Consider the following 22,368-nt stretch of genomic DNA (forward strand, 5'->3'; position numbering starts at 1 on the left):
CGTAAATCATGAAAATTTATCCGGTCCGGAAATCAGCATTGCTTATTAAAACTACAGCCACTCCTCAATCAATTCCACCATTTCATGGAGTTCTCCCTGTTTTACAGGCATATCAGGAATGGAACCAAGAAAAGCCGTGCCATATCTTGCGGTAATGATCCGCCTGTCAAACACGATGACGATTCCCCTATCTGAATTTCGCCTGATCAGCCTTCCGACTCCTTGTTTAAAACGGAGGATCGCTTCAGGAAGCGAATAATGAGAAAATGGATTTTTGCCTTCATTCTTTAAAAATTCACTTTTAGCCTGTGCCACTGGTTCATCTGGCGGGGAAAAAGGCAGTCTTACAAGAACTAGGCAAGAAAGGTCCTCGCCAGGAATATCGACCCCTTCCCAGAAGCTGCTTGTCCCAAACAGAATCGCCTTATCAAACCTTTGGAAATTCTTTGTCAGCCTTGTCCTGCTGCCACTTGAAATCCCCTGGGCCATCAGGACAAAATCCTCCAGGAGACCACTGTCCTTCATTAAATCATGCGTTTTTTTCAGCATATCAAAGGCGGTGAACAATACGAGCATTCTTCCTTTGGTAGCCTGTGCTACTCCGATTAAGTGAGCAGCTATTGCTTCAACATATTCATCAAGAGATACATTTTGGATCTCGGGTATATCAGTCGGGATGAACAGCTTGGTCATCTCACTATAGTTAAACGGTGAAGAAATACGGACCGTTTTTGCTTCATCATGTGATAAACCCACTTCCTCCAGGAAATAATTGAATGAATTCTGGACAGTCAGAGTCGCCGACGTCATTATCACAGATTCCTTTTGATTAAAGAAAGATTGTTTCAACTTTTCCCCTACTGAAGCCAGCTGTGATTGGATCATCAGGCTATTGGGCAGAGAACGCACATCCCCTTCAAGCCAAATGACATCCTTTTCATCAGGAGATAGAAATATGTCACGGAAATTAGATCTCAATTCACTCCATTCACCCAGGAAACTATGGAATTCTTCAAGAGATGCTCTTTCCGAGTCATTAAGGGAACTTTCTTTCTCCTTCAACTTTTTCAAACGGGTATCCATTTCCTTTTCAATCTTCTTCATTTGAGAAACCACTCTTTCGACACTCATGACCGCCGGCATCCATTCTTTTGAAGTTAACTGGGAGTTCGTCAGCCTCATTTGAATCTTTTGAATTCCCTTTCTCCTTTTAGATTGCCTCAAGAAGAGGGATGTAATGACCGAAAAACATTCCTCTATTTCTCGGTAAAAATCAGTTACTTCCTGATCCAACTCAAAGGAAGGAAGATCTGGCTTCACAGAATGGTGTTCCATCATATTTTCCAATCTATAAAACAGCTGTCTTTGATCGAGCATCCCCAATTGGCCGATGACAAACTTAGCAGATAAATAATCAATAAGCCTTCCGAAGTGGTTCCTTGCCGACTTTTCCAAATGATGAGCCTCATCTATTATGACCGTCTCATAAGCGGGCAGCAATTTCCGGTCATTGACCAGATCAGAAAGCAGCATGGAGTGGTTCGTGACGATTAAATCTGCTTTTTTAGACATATTACGAGCATGAAGATAGAAGTCCCGCCCTATCCAGGGATCTTTTTTTATATGCCAGCCATCATGTCTGATCCTGTTCCAGAACAATCTTCCGCCGCTGGTCAAATTCAGTTCATCCACATCTCCGGTTTCAGTCGCTGTCAGCCAGACGAGGATCTGCATTTTTGTGAGGGCGATATCGTAATGATTTTCATCCTCCGTTAAAGACTGCTCGAATTTAAACAAATTAAGGTAGTGGTTCTTCCCTTTCAACAAAACGGCATTGAAAGAAAAACTAAGCATCCTTTTTAAAAAATTGATCTCTTTATCCAAAAGCTGTTCCTGAAGTTGGATTGTGTATGTACTCAGAACCACAGGCTGTCCTGTTTGTTTACTATAATAGACAGCCGGAAGCAGATAACCTAAGGATTTGCCAACACCAGTACCTGCTTCGATGATAATATGCTCATTCTCTGTCATTGCTTCATACGCCTTATCCATCATTAAAAATTGGCCGTCTCTTTTTTCAAATGATGCTAAGGAAGATGATAATAATGCAGTCTTTTCCTTATCATCAGCAGGATACTCAGAACCCGCCATTTCTGTGTCGTTCTGCGGAAGATCCGGCTTCTTTTTCAAAGCAACTCCCCTGAATACTTCAAGATCCGGTCCGATATCCGAAATCGATTTCCTCTTCTCTGCAAGAATAGTAGAGAACAACAACGATAGGTCACTTTTCAACCAGGATGACAGCATTTCCAATTGTTCCAGTGTCACCATCGGCAGTTTTGCAAGCTTTTCAATAAAATGAATCAACAGTTCTGCTGTTACGAGTGCATCACTATCCGCTTGGTGGGGCCGGCTATGGTTGAAGGAGAACCGGTCGGACAGTTCTGTAAGCTTATAGCTGTCGGCCGTCGGCAGGGTGATTTTTGCCAGTTCAACCGTATCAAAGGAAGGACCCGAAAATGGGTTATACCCTGCTTCTTCAAGTTCAGATTGTAAAAATCCTAAATCAAATTGAACATTGTGGGCACAAAAAACAGCCCCGTCCAGCAGCTCCAAAACTTTTGGAGCTATCTCGGAAAACACAGGGGCATCTTTAACCATTTCATCATCGATGCCTGTCAATTCTTCTATAAAAGATGGAATTAACATACCGGGATTCACAAATGAGGTATACGAATCTTCAACAGCACCGTCCTGGACGACCATTGCAGCCAATTGTATTATTTTATCCCCTTTCTTAGGGGAATTTCCTGTAGTTTCCAAATCTACTACAACTATTTTATGAGGTACCATGAAATCACACAGCCTTTATTTTCTCTGTTTTTCTTCACAAGTGTACCATAATTCCTTGTGGCAGAGCCAGAACGGGATACAGATGGAACACTCTGCAGAGCGTGCGCTGAATTAAAAAGTGGAAACAGCCGTTCAGCGACGTACAGATTGGAAGAACCTCGAGGAGTGATGGCGATTCGATGATAACGATCGCAAGGAGAAAGACTGAAGTTCGATAGCTGATGGGGCTTGGAGCTTGGTTAGCTGGGAGGGGGACGGAATTCTGCTGGGAACTGGCTTCGCCTGCGAGATCTCACCTGTCATGCCGCTCCGTTTCGACTCGAACCCCTTTTTTTCTCACTTTTTCTTATTGGCATTCAGCATTCGCTTTTATATGCTTTGAATCAAAAAAAGCAACGGATGGTCAACCAACACCTTTTGTCATAGCCTCTTTCAAAATACGGTAAAAAATTTGTTCATACAAGTCAGTATTGTGGAATCGGCGTTTTTTCCGGAGGTGGAAAAGTGAGGTCTCTTTCCGTAAAGGAATACCCAATAAACGAGCGATGAGCAACGTTGGTTTCAATCTCTTTGATGGTTTGACGCATGGTGTCAATACCAGCTAAGTTTAAAAAGGGTTGTTTGGAGCGGAAGGCGTACGATCTCCTGCGGGATTAGCGGGATAGGTGAGACCCCGCAAGCGCAGCGTGGGGGCTAATCCGGCGCCTGCGGCCAACGACTAGCGGATTTCGGTCTCCTTCCTTGCGAATCCAGCTCCAAAGCCCAGCTGCTAGCGTACTTCCCAGCTCCTCCTTGCGATAAGTCATCATCGAGTCGCTCCATTCTTCCTGATTCCTTTATCTCATATGTAGCCAGTCCAATCCGTACGCAGCTGAACGGGCCTTTCCGCTTTTTAATGATAAGTCATCATCAACTCACTAATGTTCGTTGTGATTCCTTTATCTCATACAGAAGCCCTCCAATCCGTACGTCGTTGAACGGTCGCTTCCGCTTTTTAGTCAATCCAGCTCCAGCGCCTAGCCCCTCGGGGTCATAAGCCCATCCGTCAAGAAGGCAAAGTTCAGCCTTCCCGCCGGCTCGTCTTATGCCTGTCGGGGCTGATCAAGGCGCTTGCGCTTTTTAGTCAATCCAGCTCCAGCGCCTAGCCCCTCGGGGTCATAAGCCCATCCGTCAAGAAGGCAAAGTTCAGCCTTCCCGCCGGCTCGTCTTATGCCTGTCGGGGCTGATCAAGGCGCTTGCGCTTTTTAGTCAATCCAGCTCCAGCGCCTAGCCCCTCGGGGTCATAAGCCCATCCGCCGAGAAGGCAAAGTTCAGCCTTCCCGCCGGCTCGTCTTATGCCTGTCGGGGCTGATCAAGGCGCTTGCGCTTTATAATAAAAAAAGCCCGTAGATATGGTCCATATATTGGACTTTGTCTACAAGCAGAGAAGGAGTGGTCATCACTCGAGCTATCTTAAGTTTTAATATACTGTTGCTTCAGGTTCGGTTCCAAGCATTTCAACAATTTTGTTGTTTTCATCCATGATGGCGACTTTCGGCACATGGGAATGAATGTTTTCTTCCGCGACAAGCTTGTACGAAATGACTATGATGACATCTCCCGGCTGAACCAGTCTGGCAGCTGCGCCATTCAAGCAGAATACCCCGCTTCCTCGTTCACCTGGGATGATGTAGGTTTCCAGCCTTGCACCGTTGTTATTATTAACGATTTGGACTTTCTCGTTTGGCAGCATACCGACATTATCCAGGATGTCCTGATCAATCGTAATACTTCCAACATAGTTCAAGTTCGCTTCCGTCACTGTTGCTCTGTGGATCTTACCGCTCATCATCGTTCTAAACATTTCGCTTCTCCTCCTGGCTCTTCTTGATGATTAGATTATCAATTAGACGGGCTTTCTCAAATTTAACTGCCAGTGCAATGATAAACTCACCTTGTAATTCTTTAATTTTTTGTAATTCCGGGAAGGAATAGATTTCTATATAATCAACAATACCGCTTGTTTCTTCTTGTATCCTGGTTTTTATATGTGAAATGATCGTTTCAGGTCTTGACTCGCCTTCTTCAATCAACGTTTCTGCATCTTGAAGACTGCTGGACAAAACTGGTGCCTCAGCTCTTTCTTCAACCGATAAATAAACATTCCTTGAACTTTTGGCAAGGCCGTCATCTTCTCTTACTGTCGGGACCCGGACTATGTTTACCGGAAAATTCAAATCGTTTACCAATCCTTCAATGACCGCAACCTGCTGCGCGTCTTTCAAACCAAAGTACGCATTGTCAGGGCCGACTATATTAAACAGCTTGGAAACCACTGTTACCACGCCGTCAAAATGCCCTTCTCTCCTGCTCCCGCATAAAACGTTCGTACGTTCTGTTACATGCATCTTGATTGAAGTTCCAGAATACATTTCATCAGCTTCAGGGAGGAACAATACATCCACTCCAACTGATTCGGCAAGTTCAGCATCTCTTTCCGGATTTCGCGGATAACTTTCGAAATCTTCATTTGGCCCGAATTGCAGCGGATTCACAAAAATACTCATCACCACAATGTCATTTTCCTTCCTTGCCGCTTCAGCAAGTGTCAGATGGCCTTCATGAAGAAAACCCATTGTAGGGACAAAGCCTATTTTCTTCCCTTCTCGCTTCTCTGATAGCAGATACTCCTGGATAGAGGAGATTTTTGTCATTTTTTTCATTAGTTGTTTCCTCCATAGAGTGATTGAAGTTCTTCTTCTTTCATAGTGAAGGTATGCCCGGCTTCAGGGAAACTTCCTTCCTTCACCTCACTATGGTATTGCGCCAGACCGGCGAGAGCGGCCTCGTTAAAATCACCGTACTTTTTAACGAACTTTGGAATTCTTTCAACTCCATAGGTCATAATGTCGTGGAAGACAAGCACCTGGCCATCTGTATCACTTCCTGCACCAATCCCAATGACAGGTATGGTTACGCTCTTTGAAACTTCAGCAGCAAGCTGGCGTGGTATGCATTCGACTACCAGCGAAAAGGCACCTGCTTCTTCACACCTTTTTGCTTCCTCGATGAGCTTGGCAGCAGACTCAGCTGTTTTCCCCTGGACCTTGTAGCCTCCCAGGACTCCAACCGATTGTGGTGTCAGACCTAAATGGGCAACGACCGGAACACCAGCTGTTGTTAAATCGGCGATCGTATCGATCACCTTTCCCCCGCCTTCTATCTTAAGGGCATTGGCCCCGCTTTTTTGAACGATTTCCATAGCGGCCTTCAGCGTGTCACGCTTTGAGAGATGATAGGTCATGAACGGCATATCCGTCACAACGAATGTGTCAGGTGCCCCTCTTTTGACCGCCTTTGTATGGTGAATCATGTCTTCAAGGGTCACTGCAACGGTAGATTCATATCCCAGTACAACCATGCCCAGGGAGTCCCCTACCAAAATCATATCCAATCCGGCTTTTTCAACAAGCTTTGCAGATGGATAGTCATATGCTGTCACCATCGAGATTTTTTCGTTTTCTCTTTTCATTTTAATGAAATCGGAAGTGCTTTTCATTTTCGTTTCCTCCTTTTTAATCAGAGGCGGCGAAACATGCATCATGAATGGCTATTTTCGAAAACTTGTTATAAGGAAGTTCAACAAGATTTACGAAAAGAGCCTCCACAAAAAGGGACCCTTCAAAATAGGCAGAAGGATCCCGTTAAAGACATTTGTAAGTTTCGACCCTCCGTCCCTGTCCAATTGGATCAAGGCAGACATTTGCTGATCATTATTCAGTTAAAAATCACGGTGCAGTTCGTATAAGATACTGCCCTTCACTAAACGATTATAACAAATGGAACCTGGAATTCAATAGAAAAAAGATTAAAAGAATAACGGCTTCCCTACTTCACTGCGAAAAATCAAGAAAAAAAAGGAGTGATAAACAATGCCATTTTTCACTCCTTCTGATGGGCAATTTCTATTGTATACCCGAAACCAGATCCGTCACTAAAAAAGATCATTTTCACCTTAATTCAATATCAGCTGAATAAACTTCATGAATAGTTCCTTCTCCATCTTCAATCATTAAAACACCGTCGTCGTTGATGCCCAGAGCTTTACCATGAATGCTGCCAGTAATGGTTCTTGCTGTGATTTGTCTTCCTATACTGATGGCGTAACTTTCCCAAAGCAATTTTAGCGGAGTAAAGCCTTTTTCCATGTATAAATTATAATACAATTCCAGCTTTTCCATTACTTTTTGGATCAGCTTTACCCTTGATATCTTCTCTTCCTTTTCCAAGGCGAGAGAAGAGGCCAAGGATTTCAGTTCTTCCGGAAAATCAGCTGCACTTTGATTGACATTCATACCGATTCCGATAATGATGGAATTGATTTTGTCTGCTTCGGCCTGAAGCTCTGTTAAAATGCCCGTTACTTTCCTGCCATTAAGCAAAATATCATTCGGCCATTTTATTTCCGGGCTCAAACCGCACACTTCTTCGATGGCCTGTACGACTGCAACGGCAGCGATCAGTGTGAATTGAGGCGCTCTCTGGGGAGGGAGTTGAGGTCTGAGTATAATGCTCATCCAAATTCCTGTCCCTTTGGGGGAGTACCAGCTTCTCAAAAGCCTTCCTCTTCCTTCTGTCTGTTCCTCGGCGATGACAGTTGTCCCTTCTTCCGCTCCTTCTTGAGCCAGGGTATGGGCTATTTTCTGTGTCGAAGGTACAGACTCAACATATTTGATCACTTTTCCGATAGACCGCGTCTTTAGACCTGGATTTATCTCTTCTCCACTGACCCTGTCAGGTACTTTGACAATTCTGTAGCCTCGTTTTTTAACAGCTTCGAATTCGAATCCCTCTTTACGCAGGTCTTCTATATGCTTCCATACTGCTGTTCTGGAGCAGCCGGCAATATCAGCCAAGGCTTGTCCCGACAGGAACTCTCCATCAGCTTTTGTAAAAGCATGCATTAATTTCTTTCTTATCGGTGATTTCACAGCCCTAACCACTCCCTTATGGTTGATTTTTGATTGGGGATTTTGCTTGTGATGACGGCTTTTTCTGTTTCTTCCAGGAGCTCTTTTATCCACGGGCCCCCTTTTTTTCCAGTCCACTCCATTAAATCATTTCCAGTCAGATCCAATTGACCAATGTTTTTAATCGGCAATTGTTCATACATCTTTTCTAACGGTTCCTGATCGATAGTATCAAGAGGGTTAAGAGCATGGTATGCTTTTTCGACATCCGATGCTATTGAGAGTCCTGCAGCATATAATGAGTACTGATCCCATTCCTTTTTCATTCTTTCAGCAAGAAAGACGACTGCCTTTGAAATATATCTCACCTTTTTTAAAGGCAGCCTCCAATACTCGATTACCTCTTCGTTCGAGAGATAACAAAGCAGAACCCACATTTGTTCGTTGGTCAGGTCATTTATAGGAGATTCTGTAAGTGTTTGTAAAGTTTCCCCTTTTAATCCAGGCAGAAAATTATAAAGTCCCGTCTCTTTGAGAGCCTCTAAAGATGCCTTTTTAAATCTTCCGTCCAGCAGCTTTTCAAATTCAGCAGACAGCCTTTCAATTGCGACGTACTTAATATTGCTCCCATTTTGTTTGATGCTCTCAAACGTGTCTGCTTCCATTCTAAAACCGAGCTGTGCCATGAAACGGACAGCCCTCATCATCCTGAGTGCATCTTCTTTGAAACGCTCCTCTGCAGACCCTACCGTCCGTATCACCTGTGCTTTTATATCTGATTCTCCATAGAAAGGATCATGGATTCCGCCGGAGCTGTCCATAGCGATCGCATTGATTGTAAAATCCCGTCTTTGCAAATCCTCCTTCAAAGAAGTAATAAACGTAACGGATTCTGGCCTTCTGTAATCCTTGTATTCTTTTTCACTTCGGAAGGTGGTGATTTCATATGGTGTATCGTTATGAATCACCACTACGGTTCCATGTTCAATTCCTACATCGATGGTTTTCGAAAAAACAGCCTTCACCTCTTCAGGACGTGCTGACGTAGCGATATCAATGTCATTCGTCGGTCTGCTCAAAAGGAGATCCCTGACGGCGCCGCCAACAAAATAGGATTGATAACCGGCAGTTTCAAGTTTCTTCAAAACAGGCAGTGCCTGCTTAAACAGAGTTGGAAGCATTTTCGTCACCTATCTTTCAGCTGTTAAGCTTCCTGTATATTTGTTCATACTGATCGACAACTTTACTGGAATGGAATTTTGTCCTGGCGGTCTTCAATGCATTTTCAGAGAATTTCTCATATAGTTCTTCCGATTGCAGGAGAGACACTGCTTTCTCTGATACTGCTGCCACGTCCCCAAGAGAGCAGATAAAGCCATTTTCCCCATCTTCAATCACTTCGGGTATGCCGCCAACGTCCGTGCCGATACACGGCACACCGCATGCCATCGATTCCAATGCCACTAGCCCGAAGCTTTCCTTTTGTGATAGTAACAGCATCAGATCACTCAATGAATAAAGTTCTTCAAGACTGTCCTGTTTCCCGAGGAAAAGGACTTTCCCCTGCAGCCCGAGTTCCTTTACGAGCTGGCAGATGACGGTCATTTCAGGCCCATCCCCGACCAGCAGCAGCTTCGATGGAATTTGTTCATTGATCCTGCTGAAAGCTTGAACCACATCCTCCACCCTCTTGACGGCCCTGAAGTTTGAAACATGTATAATGACTTTTTCTTCAGGCAGGATGCCGTATTCGTTTCTCAAGTGAGAAGAATCCACCTTGCGATATACACGTTCATCTATAAAATTGTAGACCGTTTCAATATCCTTGTCAGGTTTTATAAGGCTATGTGTCTGATCAACAAGTGCATGCGACACGGCTGTTACATGATCGGAATGTTCGATACCGAAACGGATTGCTTCCGTTAGTGAGGGATCATACCCCAATACTGTAATATCTGTTCCGTGCAGGGTTGTGACGATCTTGAGTTCGGTATCTGCCATTTGTTTGGCCAGTATGGCGCATACTGCATGAGGTACGGCATAATGAACATGCAAGATATCAAGTTTCTCTCTTCTCGCTACAACAGCCATTTTATTTGCCAGCGCAATATCATACGGAGCATGCTGAAAAACAGAATATTGATTTACCTCGACCTGATGGTAGTAAATATTAGGGTACATTCTGTTAAGTCTGAATGGGACACTGGAGGTAATAAAATGAATCTCGTGCCCTCTTTCAGCAAGCAGCTTCCCCAGTTCTGTAGCCACTACGCCAGACCCACCGACTGTCGGATAGCAGGTGATCCCTATTTTTAATTTCATAAGCTACTCTCCTAATAAGTCCTTGTCTACAATCAAAGTGGTGTGGGCAAGGAATCCTTCGGCAAATGCAAGCCCGGCTGATTTCCCCATAATTCTTTCCCTTGCTTCGACCGATTCCAGATACCCTTCTGTCAGAGGGGTTTTCACACTTCCTTCTGAACTGGTAAATTGGCTTTGATATGCTTCCAAGCTTTTTATTTTTGTATTTATGTAGTCCTCTATATTTATGACGAAATCAGGATGATGAAAACCATTTATCATATAAAAATATAACGCCATCGGTTTATGGAACTCTCCCAAAGAAGCCGCACCGTACTTTTTTATCCCTGCTGAGAAATAAGCTTCTTTGACAAGGGCCGATGCATTCCCGTGATCTGGATGCCTGTCAACTTCGTAAGGAGCAAAAACAGCTCTTGGTCTGTAAAATCTGATTGTACGTACAATTTCATCAATATATTCTTTTTGTATGTATAACCCACGGTCGGGCAGCCCTAAGTTTATCCGTTTCTCTACCCCAAGTATGGCAGCAGCTTCTTCAGCTTCCTTTTCCCTCGACTCTGGTGTACCATTTGAGGACATTTCTGCCTTTGTCAGATCACAGACGACGATTTTCTTTCCTTCGGCTGCATACTTGGCCAGTGTCCCGCCCATACCGATTTCAACATCATCAGAATGGGCTCCGAAGGCCAGGATATCAACCTTCATTCCGATTCTTCTCCCCATTTTCCTTCTGGATTTCACGCCAGTGGATATCTCCGCGCTCAAGGCCTTTAATAATGATTTCGGCTGTTCCCATATTGGTAGCCAATGGAACAGAATAAACATCACATAACCGGATCAGGGCGGAAACATCCGGTTCATGGGGCTGTGCCGTTAACGGATCGCGGAAGAATATGATGACATCCATCCTATCATTGGCAATATAGGATCCAATTTCCTGGTCTCCGCCCAAAGGTCCTGATTTGAACCGGTGAAGTTCAAGGCCGGTTTCTTCATTTATTCTTTTGCCCGTCGTTCCTGTTGCATATAGGCTGTGTTTTTGGAACGTTTCTTTATAGGCTATGACGAATCGGATAAGGTTATCTTTCTTTTTATCATGTGCAATTAATGCAATGTTCAACACGACCACCCCTTCTTATTGAAAAGGATGCCGGCTCTTATTAAAAGCCGTATCCTCAATATTATGACACGGTGTATCCCAGTTATTAATCCAATATATTCTCTAATCCATAAACCAAGGTATCAAGCCCTATGACTGTTTCAATACAAACCTTCACCCCCGACATAAAGGAAGCTCTGTTATAAGAATCATGGCGTATCGTCAATGTCTGGCCGTCGGCACCGAACATAACTTGCTGATGGGCGATCAGACCGGGAAGACGGACACTGTGAATATGCATGCCTTCATAATCTGCTCCTCTGGCTCCTGTCAAGGTTTCCTTTTCTCCCGGGTGCCCCTGGACTTTTGGATGCCTTTGGGACGCAATCATCTCAGCAGTTTTCACGGCAGTACCAGAAGGGGCATCAAGCTTTTGGTCATGATGGAGTTCAATGATTTCGACATCACCAAAATATTTTGCTGCCATTTGTGAGAACTTCATCATTAAAACCGCCCCCACAGCAAAGTTAGGGGCTATGATGCAGCCTATTTGTTTTTCAGTGGCAAGGTCAGTCAATTCCTCTAATTGTTCTGAGGAAAACCCCGTCGTGCCCACTACCGGCCTCACTCCATATTCCAAAGCCGTTTTTGTATGTATATAGCCTGTCTCAGGAGTGGTAAGGTCAATTAATACTTCCGGTGTCCCGGCTTCAAAGCATTCATTAATATCTGTATAAATAGGTACTTCATAATCCGTAAAGCCCTCTAAATCACTAAGACTCTTTCCATTGTGCTTATTATCAAGAACACTGATCAATTTGAACCCCTCAGCATCCTGAACCATCTTGACAGCTTCTCTGCCCATCCGTCCCCTTGGTCCGGCTATTGTTACGTTAATTGATGCCATGATTGTCTTCCTCCTCCTTGCGTGTCCAACGGTCCTTATCTCTTGTATTAAATTTATTCATCACTGTATCATGGGCTTTTTCCAAATCAATTCCCAAAGAATTCGCCAGACAGGCAACCACAAATTGTATATCGCCAAGTTCTTCTTCAATGGTGTTTTCTTTCTCTGTAGTCTTCTTCGGTTTTTCTCCATAATAATGGTTTATTTCTCTTGCCAGTTCACCCATTTCTTCCGTTAACCTGGCCATCATTGCCAGGGGGCTGAAATATCCTTCTTTAAACTGGCCTATGTATGTATCCACTTCCTGCTGCATTTCTTTGATGGTTTTATGATCTCCCATATAAACACCTCGCTAATTTCTTATTTTATGTTAGCTAAGAAATCGGTTTTTGACAAATAATTAACTTATATCCATCTTGATCGTTCCAAATGCCTCTCATGTCAATTATACCAGTAAACCTGCCAATCCCAACTATAATAGAAAGGGCCTTATTGATAGTTTTTTAAGGTTCCGATATAATTGCTCTGGTGTAATATTCTTTTAAAAAACTTAGCTGGAGCGGCTGTTCAGTTTCGTACAGCTTGGAGGGCTGCTGTATCGCTATAGAAATCCCGCGGAGCAAAGCGTATCGATGATGATTTACCACTAAAGATCCGAAACGAGTAATATCAGATTTCGCATATATACCCGAGAGTATTTACGAATCTGCTACTGGAATTATGCATTTTTTGTAACAAAAGTGATCGGAGGAAGTTAAACATGATATTCGGACTCAGATTCAAAAATATATTCTTCATCCTGCTGGGTTCAGCCATCTTTGCATTTGGACTGGTTCATTTCAACATGCAGAATGAACTTGCAGAAGGCGGTTTTACAGGTATTACGCTGCTATTATATTTTCTTGCCGGGATTGATCCTTCTTATTCTAACCTTGCCTTGAATATCCCTATCTTTTTTATCGGGTGGAAGTTTCTAGGGAGACGTGCTTTTTTCTATACCATTATCGGAACCATCAGTCTCTCTGTTTTTCTCTGGATCTTTCAGAGGTACCAGATGAGAATTCCATTGGAAGGAGATTTATTCTTGGCTGCCTTGTTTGCCGGCGCCTTCCTAGGGATAGGACTAGGGATTATTTTCAGGTACGGCGGCACCACTGGAGGCGTTGACATCATTGCAAGGCTGGTCCATAAATATGTGGGCTGGAGCATGGGGAAAACGATGTTCATCTTTGATGCAATTGTCATCTCGGCATCCCTTATTACATACCTCGGCTACAGAGAAGCAATGTATACGCTGGTGGCTGTATTTGTCGGGGCACGTGTGATTGACTTTATGCAGGAGGGTGCCTATGCAGCCAGAGGGGCCATGATCATTTCTGACAAACATGAAGAAATCGCTGACACCATCATCGAAAAAATGGATCGGGGAGTAACTGTCCTTAAAGGTCATGGTTCTTTTACAAAAGCAGACCGAAATGTCCTCTATTGTGTAGTGGGGAAAAATGAGATTGTCCGTTTAAAAAACATTATCAGTTTTGTAGATCCTCATGCTTTCGTATCAGTCACAGTCGTTCATGATGTATTAGGTGAGGGGTTCACGCTCGATGCAAATAAGAATCCTCTCGAAGATAAATGATTCACCCATAAAAAAAGCTTCCCAAAATCCGGGAAGCTTTTTTTGATTATTCCTCTCCTTGCATACCTGTAAAGATAAGGACCAGACGAAGCAATTCGATTATGGCAACCGCAGCAGCGGCAACATAAGTCAAGGCAGCGGCATTCAGCACTTTCTTAGCATGGCGTTCTTCTTCATTTCTAATCAACCCGAGGGAAACGATTTGATCCATTGCCCTGGAAGATGCATTGAATTCTACTGGCAAAGTAATCAATTGGAACAAGACTCCGGCAGCCATCAAGACAATTCCTAAGAGAAGCATTCCAGAAAGTTGACTAAAGATCCCTATCATAATAAAAACCCAAGATAAATTCGAGCCTATATTCGCAACAGGAACAAGAGCATGTCTGAACCTAAGGAAACTGTAATCCTGGCTGTCCTGAATGGCGTGGCCGACTTCGTGCGCAGCAACAGCAGCACCAGCCACTGAATGTCCATGATAATTATCAGGTGACAGCGCCACCGTTTTATTTAAAGGGTTGTAATGGTCACTTAGAAATCCGCGGCCTTCAACCACTTTCACTTCATACAATCCATTTTCATCCAATATTCGACGGGCCATTTCAGCCCCGGTCATTCCGGATGTTGTAGCTACTCTTGCATATTTGTTGAATGTCTTTTTCACATTCATGCTCGCCAGTATTGGAATAAGCGAAATCAAAATGAAATAAAGGATTATGCCTCCCATTTCATACCTCCATCTTGTTGTAGTTACTAAAATTTTATCTCCAGCACAAATGGTTGTCAATCCTTTTGCCTTTCTGACTTGGACTGTTGAGATTCTCCTTTATATTTTCTCCATCCTACATAAGATAATGTAAGGATTATAATACTGCCCATGATAGTAATCACCCACCAAAGTGAAGGATCGGCATCATCCTCTGTCAACCCATCGAACAAATCTTCCAAATCACTTTCCAGTGTATTCAATTCATTCATCGTTTCCTCACTGCTGCCTGCTTCGTTTCGGTACCGGTCAATGAAGGTGATCCTCGAATCCAGCTGCTGTACTTTTTCGACGGGGATGTCCAGCTTGATGCTTGGCTGAATGATACTATATTTTGTCAAAAACTGATTCAATGTGGATTGGTACTCCTCTGAATTCCCGGAATCCGCAGCAGCCTGAACCTGTTGAAAGGCTGACATGATCGGCTTTTCCATCTCTGTCCATAGAGGCTGATGCTGAGAGGATACGGTATCCATAACAAGCCTGAAGGTAATAACTGAATCGATCCTTCGTTCAATAGATTCAGAAGAATTAGCTAGGGATTGTAAGGCGCCTTCGTGGGAAACGGTAAGAATCCTCAGTTCATCCATAGTAAAAGAACGGTCATTCGCATTCACTTGAGCGAATTTATCCGAAAAATAGTGTAATAGCTGCTTTGCTTCTTCAAACCGCCCAGATTTCGCCATCTGCAAGGCCTCATCCGCGATGCTGTCCAACTCTGACAATGATGTTTCTTCAGCAGAGGAATGTAAAGGTGAGCTTATCAAAAATATGAGCAGCACAATAAAAACCGATCTGAATAATTTCATACTTGTCCCCCCTCGAACTACTAATAAATTGTATGAGGGCTTGGACAAGAGTAGACCTTAAACCTTAGAATTCGTTTATATTACACTACATTCTTATATTAAGGCTGTTTTCGCATATATTGTTGCTTTCGGAAAAATCCCAAGTGCCGGATTTTTCCCCTGTATTCATAGGGTTTTACTCTCGAAAAAGAACGGGCAGCTCTTTTCTTTCCTGCTCACCGCGGTTTTAACGACGATTTACCAGGATATTAGTTGAAATTTATATTGAATAGCAACAAAGTTTACGAAAAGAGCCTATATTAAATACCGCCTGTCCACTTTTCTTGTAAAATAGTAACAGAGTATAAGCGAAAACAGGCTTAACCAGAAGGTGAAATAACCAATCTCTCTTATGTACAGATGAAGCTGAGAATAGATAGGATACTGCATGAACACATAATCAATGATATCATTGTGCAGCGTCCACACCGCAGCCGCCAGTATATGCCATATTTTCACCCTGTAATACGGTGAGTAGAGAATACCCTGAACAGCCATTGCAAAGTGAGAGCCTATCAGCATGTAGCCCTGCCAGGACAATTCACCGGAAACTGCCAATGTGAGGAGATTCATGACTACTGCCCAGATGCCATATTTAAACAAAGTCACCAACGCAAAAGCTTCCATCAGCGGCCAATTCTTCTTCATCAAAAAGGCTGCAACAACAAAGCAAAAGAAAAGGCTGGCTGTAGGGCTGTCAGGTACAAAGATCATAAAATGGGGTTCTGTTATTTCCAATTGCGGAATATACCATATATATCCATAAATTGTACCGAGAATGTTAATGATCAGAAGCAGAATAAGAAAAGATTTATGAGTTAGGTAAATATATAGTTGATTCATGCTTTCTCCTTTAAGATACAATTTTTAATAAAAATATATGCAGGTATATCAAATTATAAAGAAAACCGGAAAGATTATCCACAAAACTGAAATTAAAACAAAAAAAAGATCCAGCATATGCCGGATCTTTTCATATTATTCTCCTCCGAGTTCAGAGATGAACGTTGCAAGCTTATCAAGCTCTTCTTCAGAACCTTTGAACTGGCCGGCAGGCATTCCAGGCGGCTTACCGTTTACTGCAATATCAGCAATTTCTTCCGGTGTATGGTCAGTACCAACAAGGGAAGGTGCAGCTGCTCCACCTTGAAGAGTGTCACCATGACAGTTGATACAGCCGTTTTCCTGATAAATTTTGTAGCCTTCAGCCTCCGTATCGACTTCAACTTCCTCAACGATCTGTCCTTGCTTTTCAGCTGCTTCCCAGTCATGGTTGACAACTGATTCCCAAGTAAGGAATACTGTCGCGGCAAGAGCCAATAGCATGAACCCTGTCGCAAAAGGACGTTTAACCGGACGGCGGTGTGGACCGCGGTCGAGGAATGGAGCTAGAAGAAGCGCTCCAAAGGCAAGTCCTGGAATTACAAATGCCCCGATGACATTGTAAGGCCCGGATGCATAAGTATACTTCAATAATTGATAAAGAAATAAGAAATACCAGTCAGGTAATGGAATATATCCCGCGTCCGTTGGATCGGCAATTCGTTCTAACGGCGATGGATGTGCAACCGTCAAACAGAGATAACCGATTAGGAATACTGCTCCAACCAACCATTCTTTCAAAAGGAAGTTTGGCCAGAAAGCTTCCGTTTTTCCAGGGAACTCGGAATAATCTTTCGGAATATTAGGCTTACGTTCTGCAGGCACACGAGAGTCGCCGACGAACTTCATCCCTTTTCCTCTATGCATAGTGTCCCCTCCTTATTAATTAAGGTGATTCAATCAATTTCCTTGTTGAATCGAATATCTTACAATGGGCCTGAAATCCCTTGTTTACGGATCATCAAGAAGTGAGCTCCCATTAGTCCAAGCAATGCTGCAGGGAGGAAGAACACATGGATGGCAAAGAAACGAGTAAGCGTCTGCGCCCCGACAATGTGAGGGTCGCCGGCAAGAAGAGTCTTAACCTGTTCCCCGATAAACGGTGTTGCAGCTGCGATTTCCAGACCAACCTTTGTCGCAAACAGTGCTTTCATATCCCATGGTAATAGATATCCTGTGAAACCAAGACCAAGCATAACGAAGAAAATCAGTACTCCGACAACCCAGTTCAATTCACGAGGTTTTTTGTATGCTCCTTGGAAAAAGACACGTAACGTATGTAAGAACATCATTACAATTACCAGACTTGCTCCCCAGTGGTGCATACCGCGGACGATTTGTCCGAATGCCACTTCATTTTGAAGATAATATACAGATTGCCAAGCGTTTTGAATATCTGGAACATAGTACATAGTCAGGAACATTCCAGATAGGATCTGAATGACTGTCACGAAGAAAGTCAATCCGCCAAAGCAGTAAACGAATGCAGAGAAATGATGTGCAGGGTTAACATGCTCAGGCACTTCATGATCAGCGATGTCCCGCCATAAAGGCGTAATGTCCAAACGCTCATCAACCCAATCATACATTTTGTTCAGCACGGATTACGCCTCCTTTACTTTACTAGATTATTTGGTTCTGCTTTTCCGAGGTATAAGATACCGTCTTTTACTTGTGTTGGAAATGAATCCAGTGGTGCTGTAGGCGGTGTTCCAGGAATATTCTTCCCATTCTTTTCATACATACCGCCATGGCATGGGCAGTAGAATCTGTTCTGATGATCCGGATTACCATTCCAGTTCACTGTGCAGCCAAGGTGTTTACATACAGGTGAAAGTGCAACAATTTCATCTTTTTCATCTTTGTAAACCCAAGCCGTCTGAGTCACCTCAGAAGTGTACCATGCATCTACTTGTTCGTAGCTGTAATCAACACGTACAGGTTCATTTGTCAGTTCATCTACTTTTTGTTTCGTTGCAATGAAATCCCCTCCAGCTTCCGCTTTCAAAACAGGATCCACCGCGAAACGAACCATCGGCATCAACATTCCGGCAGCCATGAAACCGCCTACACCAGTTAGCGTATAATTAAGGAATTGACGTCTAGATACACGTTGTTTGCTCATCCTTATCCCCCCTCTATCGTAAGGTCAGTCCGACGGACATTTTTCGCACAAATATAAAACTAGGACATAATAATGATATATTAATCTCTCTATGAGGTCAATAACTCGACCTTGAAAAAGATGTCAACTATGTGACTTTTTTAAAGGCTCTCTTCGTAAACTTTGTGGCTATTTATTGTAGATTTTAAAAAACAACCGCCATTCAGCTGAAAAACCTTTGTTAACAAGAAAGAAAAGTCCTTGCTGTTGAGAGAGAAAACTTCCAGTATCCAAGGGGAAAATCCGGCTTTTAGGGATTTTTCCGGAAGCACCCTTTTAAGTGAAAACTGCCTTATTAAATCAAGCTTCAACCTGCCATTTCTTGACGATTACATTCAACAGCTGCTTTACTTGATCTTCCATAATGGAATGCTTATATTTTTCATCCATGGTATCAAGAGGAATCGAAGGGAGCCACATAAGACTTCGCTCAAGCTCCTCATTGCTGAAACGCCAGTCACTATCGGACGTAAGGAAAAATACGTATTTAAATCCTGCATCTCTCATTGCTGATTTCCAATCATCCAATCTTTTCTCTGCCATTTCTTTGTCTTCTGAATTTAAATAAGTGAATGCCGGGAATAACATCAGCCTCCCTTTAAATTGATGTTCCAAATGCATGGATAGTAGAGAGATGAACTCTCCTTGGGCAGCAAAAGTTTTCATAGCTTCTTCAAACCCTATTGGAAGAAGCGGTATAACTGCCGTATCAATATACTGTTTTTCTTTCATGTAAAGCTCTACTTCTTTGCCAATCCAATTCACTATTCTACACCTCTTATTTAACCTTATTCCCGATTATGATATCACTATATGGTTTAGGATGAAAGTGTAGAGGCAGCAGCAAAGCCTGGTCTCTATTTCTATTTTATTGCTTAGTATACTCAGACTCTTTTAGATGATTCATTAACTGGCAACAGATACGCATTTTCACAACTGGAAATAAAGGCATCTTTGAAAGGGTTTTGTCATTTTACTCTTGGTATAGCAGGAGTTGAGAGAAAGGGAGGCCATTCCCCGCCGGACTGATGGGAATTCAGCGGCCGGTATCGAGGGAAATTTGGTGTACTCCTTGCGAATCCGGCTCCAAGGGCCGGCAGCTATCGGATTTCAGACTCACTCCTTGAAATAAGTCATCATCGAATCGCTTGACTCTTTGTGATTCCTTAATCACATGCAAGTGTCCACAATCTGCTCGCTGAACGGCCCTTTCCACTTTTTGATGATGAGTCGACCAATTATTTCACCACTGAAACCAGATTGTCCCTGGAAAAATCAGGACTTGGGTTTCTTTTGTTATCAACTCAATTTCAAATAATGGTCATTCTTGTCTAAGGGTTATGGACATTAACTCACTCTGTTCGTGTGTTTCTTTTATCTCAATGATGTAATGCTTCAGACTCTACGGTGCTGAACTGATGCTCCCGCTATTCAATGCAACACCCTCACAGCGGTGCCCTTTGCTGCAGAAATCAACACATAGCCCAACCTCCGGCAATGTTTGCGAAACATCCAAACAAAAAGAGCTGACTACAAAGTCAGCTCTCAGCTTGTAGACAAAGTCCAAGATTTGGACCATGTCTACAAGCTTTTTTTGTATAATTAAGTTAACTACTACTTAACTAAAAACTTGGGTGGTTGGAATGAATAGTTGATTTCCGCTAAAGGCGCACGACTCCGCGGGGCGTGCGGTGAGCCTCCTCAGCTTCGCCTGCGGGGTCTCACCTGTCACGCTGATCCCGCAGGAGATCGTACGCCTTCCGCTCCAATCAACCTTTTGTGAATTAAATCTGGTTTTGACACCAAACATAAAAAATCAGGCTCCATTGGATGAAGAGATTAATATCGTTCGCGAGGAACATAGAAAAAAGCCCTTCCCCCCACAGAATAAAGAAGAGACGAAAGAAATCAAGGTTAGTACCACAGACCCTAAAAGTGGTATGTCAAAGAGGAACGTGAGAAACTATTTGCTTATTCATTCCATACAGCGAGTGATTCGCGTTGACCTACTTCAATCAAAAGGTTGAAGTAGGGTTTGTCTACGGTCTGAGAGCTGACCACAAAGTCAGCTCTCCCGGTTTATTAACCTGGCATATTTTTTAATTGTAAGGTGAGACTTTTAAATTCTTCTTTATCATTCCGGTCCAATGCTTCATCGATCGCATCAAGGAGTTTCTGCTTTTGATAGGTTTCTATACTGCTTTTCAGGAACTGCTCTGCGATGATCCTGTCCTTTTCATTAATCAGCAGATATTTCGGCATGAATGGATTTTCTTCCAGCACCGCTGCGTATTGATAAGAAGCGTTGGATTTGCTGAAGTTCAGTTGGATATAGATATCCTCATCCTTATTCAGTCTGATATCATGAAAGGATTTTTCCGCATCAGTCGTCATTATATTTTCTTTATAAAACCTGAATGGCACTTCCTCTACACAGTGGCTGGACATGATCAACCCTCTTGGGCAATACTGCGCTTCCTCGACAAAGTGTACTTTCTTCATTAATTGGTCGTGACTCATAAGGTAATTTAATATCCAGACACATTCGCGTCTCTTCAGCTGATATCGATTCAAGAACCACCGGATGAAATCCTTTTTCTCGTTGACAGATACAGGGGTCTCCATTCTTTTCCCTCCTCTGCGTATTATTACCCGCCAAAAACCTGTGTGCTATTCTTCCAGCCTTTGGATGACCATCGCCCATTCTTCATTAGAAGGGTCATTCTTTAATAGTTCAGTAAATACTTCTCGTGCGTCTCCGTGTTTTCCTTCTTCAATAAGGAAATAACCATATTCCTGAAGAAAATCTGGATGTTCTTTAAAGAAAGTATATGCAAGACGGTATTGTTTTAATGCTTCTTTATAATTCTCTGTTTTCTCAAAAGCAATGGCTGCATCCCAATGGAGCTGAGGCTCTTCCTCCCCTTCACTCTCCATTAACTTGATGATTTCCAGGATATCCTCGTATCTTCCCTGCTTCAGGAAAAGTTTATTAAGTGTTAAGGCTGCTTCCATATACCCTTGGTCAAGAGCCAATGATTCACGGATGAATTGTTCTGCCTCCGATTCATTTCCGAGTTTCAGCGAAATCTTCCCCCCGTAGAAGAGGAGCTCTTTGTTGAACTCGTCATGTCCAATTCCTTCTTTCACTGTTTCCAGGCTTTTTTCTAGTTCTTCCTCATGCTCATAGGCCTTGGAAAGGAGCAGGTAAACCGAGGTATAGTCAGGGTCCAATTCTTTTACTGCTTCCAGCTTTTCGACTGCTCTTGCATAATGTCCCGCTTGATAGGCTGTAAAGGCATATCCGAACAATGTATTGATTTCCAGGTGCTCATCCAATGCTTTTTCATAATGGCCAAGCGCCTGTTCGAAATCTCCACCTGCACTGAGTGCCTCTCCCATCCTTTGATGGACATCCACACCCCCGACATTTGTCTTTCCTCCCTTGAGCACATTTTCATATGACCGGATTGCCTCAAGAAACTTTCCTATTTCAAGATAGAGCTCCCCAAGGGCAAAATCAATCACTGGCTCATCCGCCAGAATGGTCTTTGCTTGAATCAGCTTTTGCTCACTGACTTCAAAAAGGCCCTGCATTTGAAACAAATCAGCCTGCAATAACAATGCCCGCGGGTAATCCGGGTCTGCGGCAGTCATCTCAGACAGCAATTCAAGTGCCCCTTCTTCATCATCAAGCTCAACCAGGACTTCAGCGACCATCACAATCAATTCTCCCTCTCCCGGATATTTTGCCAAAAGGATTTCCAGCAGCTCTTTTGCCTCTTCCAAAAATCCCAAGTGATAGAGATTCTCTGCAAGAGTAAATTTCTCTTCATCTGTACCTAGATTCTTAACCCACTTGAAATGTTTTTTTGCATTTTCCAAATCTCCACTTTCTAGTGATGTAAGCATTTCTTCTGCATAGTTCATATCAAAAATTCC

General features: G+C 43.1%; 21 protein-coding genes and 2 pseudogenes. 2 read left to right on the top strand and 21 right to left on the bottom strand.

Translation table 11 applies throughout. The annotated features are described in order from the left end of the window. Positions 1 to 51 precede the first annotated feature (51 nt). The 12 genes and pseudogenes from dinG to AC4E8A_RS15310 form a co-directional block, all read right to left on the bottom strand. On the bottom strand, positions 52 to 2,853 hold the full coding sequence (gene dinG, locus AC4E8A_RS15255) for an ATP-dependent DNA helicase DinG (protein WP_490194076.1): 2,802 nt from the start codon (positions 2,851 to 2,853) through the stop codon (positions 52 to 54). Between the two features lie 406 nt (positions 2,854 to 3,259). Next, positions 3,260 to 3,452, bottom strand: a pseudogene (locus AC4E8A_RS15260) (transposase); the annotation flags it as partial. A gap of 860 nt (positions 3,453 to 4,312) precedes the next feature. Then, a complete protein-coding gene (gene panD, locus AC4E8A_RS15265; protein ID WP_490194078.1) occupies positions 4,313 to 4,696 on the bottom strand; it encodes an aspartate 1-decarboxylase in 384 nt (127 codons plus the stop codon). Continuing rightward, positions 4,689 to 5,555 carry a pantoate--beta-alanine ligase gene (gene panC / locus AC4E8A_RS15270; RefSeq protein ID WP_490194080.1) on the bottom strand — a complete coding sequence of 289 codons (867 nt, stop codon included), beginning with the start codon at positions 5,553 to 5,555 and terminating at the stop codon, positions 4,689 to 4,691. The genes panD and panC overlap by 8 nt, the downstream gene beginning before the upstream one ends. After that, the gene (gene panB / locus AC4E8A_RS15275) at positions 5,555 to 6,391 is read right to left on the bottom strand and encodes a 3-methyl-2-oxobutanoate hydroxymethyltransferase (RefSeq protein WP_490194082.1); all 837 of its coding nucleotides are present in this window, start codon (positions 6,389 to 6,391) and stop codon (positions 5,555 to 5,557) included. The genes panC and panB overlap by 1 nt, the downstream gene beginning before the upstream one ends. Before the next feature lie 451 nt (positions 6,392 to 6,842). Further along, on the bottom strand, positions 6,843 to 7,823 hold the full coding sequence (locus AC4E8A_RS15280) for a biotin--[acetyl-CoA-carboxylase] ligase (protein WP_490194084.1): 981 nt from the start codon (positions 7,821 to 7,823) through the stop codon (positions 6,843 to 6,845). Further along, positions 7,820 to 8,983: a CCA tRNA nucleotidyltransferase gene (locus AC4E8A_RS15285; protein ID WP_490194086.1), complete on the bottom strand. Its 1,164-nt coding sequence runs from the start codon at positions 8,981 to 8,983 to the stop codon at positions 7,820 to 7,822. The genes AC4E8A_RS15280 and AC4E8A_RS15285 overlap by 4 nt, the downstream gene beginning before the upstream one ends. Before the next feature lie 16 nt (positions 8,984 to 8,999). Next, positions 9,000 to 10,124 carry an N-acetyl-alpha-D-glucosaminyl L-malate synthase BshA gene (gene bshA, locus AC4E8A_RS15290; RefSeq protein WP_490194088.1) on the bottom strand — a complete coding sequence of 375 codons (1,125 nt, stop codon included), beginning with the start codon at positions 10,122 to 10,124 and terminating at the stop codon, positions 9,000 to 9,002. 3 nt (positions 10,125 to 10,127) lie between these two features. Then, positions 10,128 to 10,829: a bacillithiol biosynthesis deacetylase BshB1 gene (gene bshB1 / locus AC4E8A_RS15295; protein WP_490194090.1), complete on the bottom strand. Its 702-nt coding sequence runs from the start codon at positions 10,827 to 10,829 to the stop codon at positions 10,128 to 10,130. After that, positions 10,819 to 11,244 (bottom strand): methylglyoxal synthase, encoded by a 426-nt coding sequence (gene mgsA / locus AC4E8A_RS15300; protein WP_490194092.1) that lies wholly within the window; start codon positions 11,242 to 11,244, stop codon positions 10,819 to 10,821. Before mgsA ends, bshB1 begins: the two co-directional genes overlap by 11 nt. An 85-nt stretch (positions 11,245 to 11,329) precedes the next feature. Next, positions 11,330 to 12,130: a 4-hydroxy-tetrahydrodipicolinate reductase gene (dapB, locus tag AC4E8A_RS15305; protein ID WP_490194094.1), complete on the bottom strand. Its 801-nt coding sequence runs from the start codon at positions 12,128 to 12,130 to the stop codon at positions 11,330 to 11,332. Further along, entirely contained in the window at positions 12,117 to 12,470 is a 354-nt protein-coding gene (locus tag AC4E8A_RS15310) for a nucleotide pyrophosphohydrolase (RefSeq protein WP_490194095.1), read from the bottom strand. The genes dapB and AC4E8A_RS15310 overlap by 14 nt, the downstream gene beginning before the upstream one ends. 420 nt (positions 12,471 to 12,890) lie before the next feature. Here AC4E8A_RS15310 and AC4E8A_RS15315 point away from each other — a divergent pair, with 420 nt between their 5' ends. Then, positions 12,891 to 13,766, top strand: a complete 876-nt coding sequence (locus AC4E8A_RS15315; RefSeq protein ID WP_490194097.1) for a YitT family protein — start codon at positions 12,891 to 12,893, stop codon at positions 13,764 to 13,766. A 46-nt stretch (positions 13,767 to 13,812) separates the two neighbouring features. Here the strand turns inward: AC4E8A_RS15315 and AC4E8A_RS15320 are convergent, their stop codons facing one another. The 7 genes from AC4E8A_RS15320 to AC4E8A_RS15350 all read right to left on the bottom strand — a co-directional run bounded on the left by AC4E8A_RS15320 (position 13,813) and on the right by AC4E8A_RS15350 (position 19,191). Beyond that, positions 13,813 to 14,493: a zinc metallopeptidase gene (locus AC4E8A_RS15320; RefSeq protein WP_490194099.1), complete on the bottom strand. Its 681-nt coding sequence runs from the start codon at positions 14,491 to 14,493 to the stop codon at positions 13,813 to 13,815. Between the two features lie 56 nt (positions 14,494 to 14,549). Further along, entirely contained in the window at positions 14,550 to 15,341 is a 792-nt protein-coding gene (gene ypjB / locus AC4E8A_RS15325) for a sporulation protein YpjB (RefSeq protein WP_490194101.1), read from the bottom strand. A 294-nt stretch (positions 15,342 to 15,635) separates the two neighbouring features. Beyond that, positions 15,636 to 16,223, bottom strand: a complete 588-nt coding sequence (lhaT, locus tag AC4E8A_RS15330; RefSeq protein WP_490194103.1) for a lipoprotein heptaprenylglyceryl N-acetyltransferase LhaT — start codon at positions 16,221 to 16,223, stop codon at positions 15,636 to 15,638. A 135-nt stretch (positions 16,224 to 16,358) separates the two neighbouring features. After that, on the bottom strand, positions 16,359 to 17,129 hold the full coding sequence (locus tag AC4E8A_RS15335; protein ID WP_490194105.1) for a c-type cytochrome: 771 nt from the start codon (positions 17,127 to 17,129) through the stop codon (positions 16,359 to 16,361). Between the two features lie 59 nt (positions 17,130 to 17,188). Next, positions 17,189 to 17,863 (bottom strand): menaquinol-cytochrome c reductase cytochrome b subunit, encoded by a 675-nt coding sequence (qcrB, locus tag AC4E8A_RS15340; RefSeq protein ID WP_119547195.1) that lies wholly within the window; start codon positions 17,861 to 17,863, stop codon positions 17,189 to 17,191. A gap of 14 nt (positions 17,864 to 17,877) precedes the next feature. Next, complete coding sequence (locus AC4E8A_RS15345; RefSeq protein ID WP_490194107.1) at positions 17,878 to 18,387, bottom strand: QcrA and Rieske domain-containing protein; 510 nt, start codon at positions 18,385 to 18,387, stop codon at positions 17,878 to 17,880. A 339-nt stretch (positions 18,388 to 18,726) separates the two neighbouring features. After that, positions 18,727 to 19,191 (bottom strand): YpiF family protein, encoded by a 465-nt coding sequence (locus tag AC4E8A_RS15350; protein ID WP_490194109.1) that lies wholly within the window; start codon positions 19,189 to 19,191, stop codon positions 18,727 to 18,729. Positions 19,192 to 20,252: 1,061 nt separating this feature from the next. On the opposite strand from AC4E8A_RS15350, the pseudogene AC4E8A_RS15355 reads away from it, so the two are divergent. Continuing rightward, a pseudogene (locus tag AC4E8A_RS15355) lies at positions 20,253 to 20,428 on the top strand (IS5/IS1182 family transposase); the annotation flags it as partial. 80 nt (positions 20,429 to 20,508) lie between these two features. Here AC4E8A_RS15355 and AC4E8A_RS15360 read toward each other — a convergent pair. Beyond that, the gene (locus tag AC4E8A_RS15360; RefSeq protein WP_490194110.1) at positions 20,509 to 21,051 is read right to left on the bottom strand and encodes a ReoY family proteolytic degradation factor; all 543 of its coding nucleotides are present in this window, start codon (positions 21,049 to 21,051) and stop codon (positions 20,509 to 20,511) included. Between the two features lie 45 nt (positions 21,052 to 21,096). Beyond that, positions 21,097 to 22,356 carry a tetratricopeptide repeat protein gene (locus tag AC4E8A_RS15365; RefSeq protein ID WP_490194112.1) on the bottom strand — a complete coding sequence of 420 codons (1,260 nt, stop codon included), beginning with the start codon at positions 22,354 to 22,356 and terminating at the stop codon, positions 21,097 to 21,099. Positions 22,357 to 22,368: the final 12 nt, after the last annotated feature.

The sequence above is a fragment of the Bacillus sp. SRL337 genome (assembly GCF_984799155.1).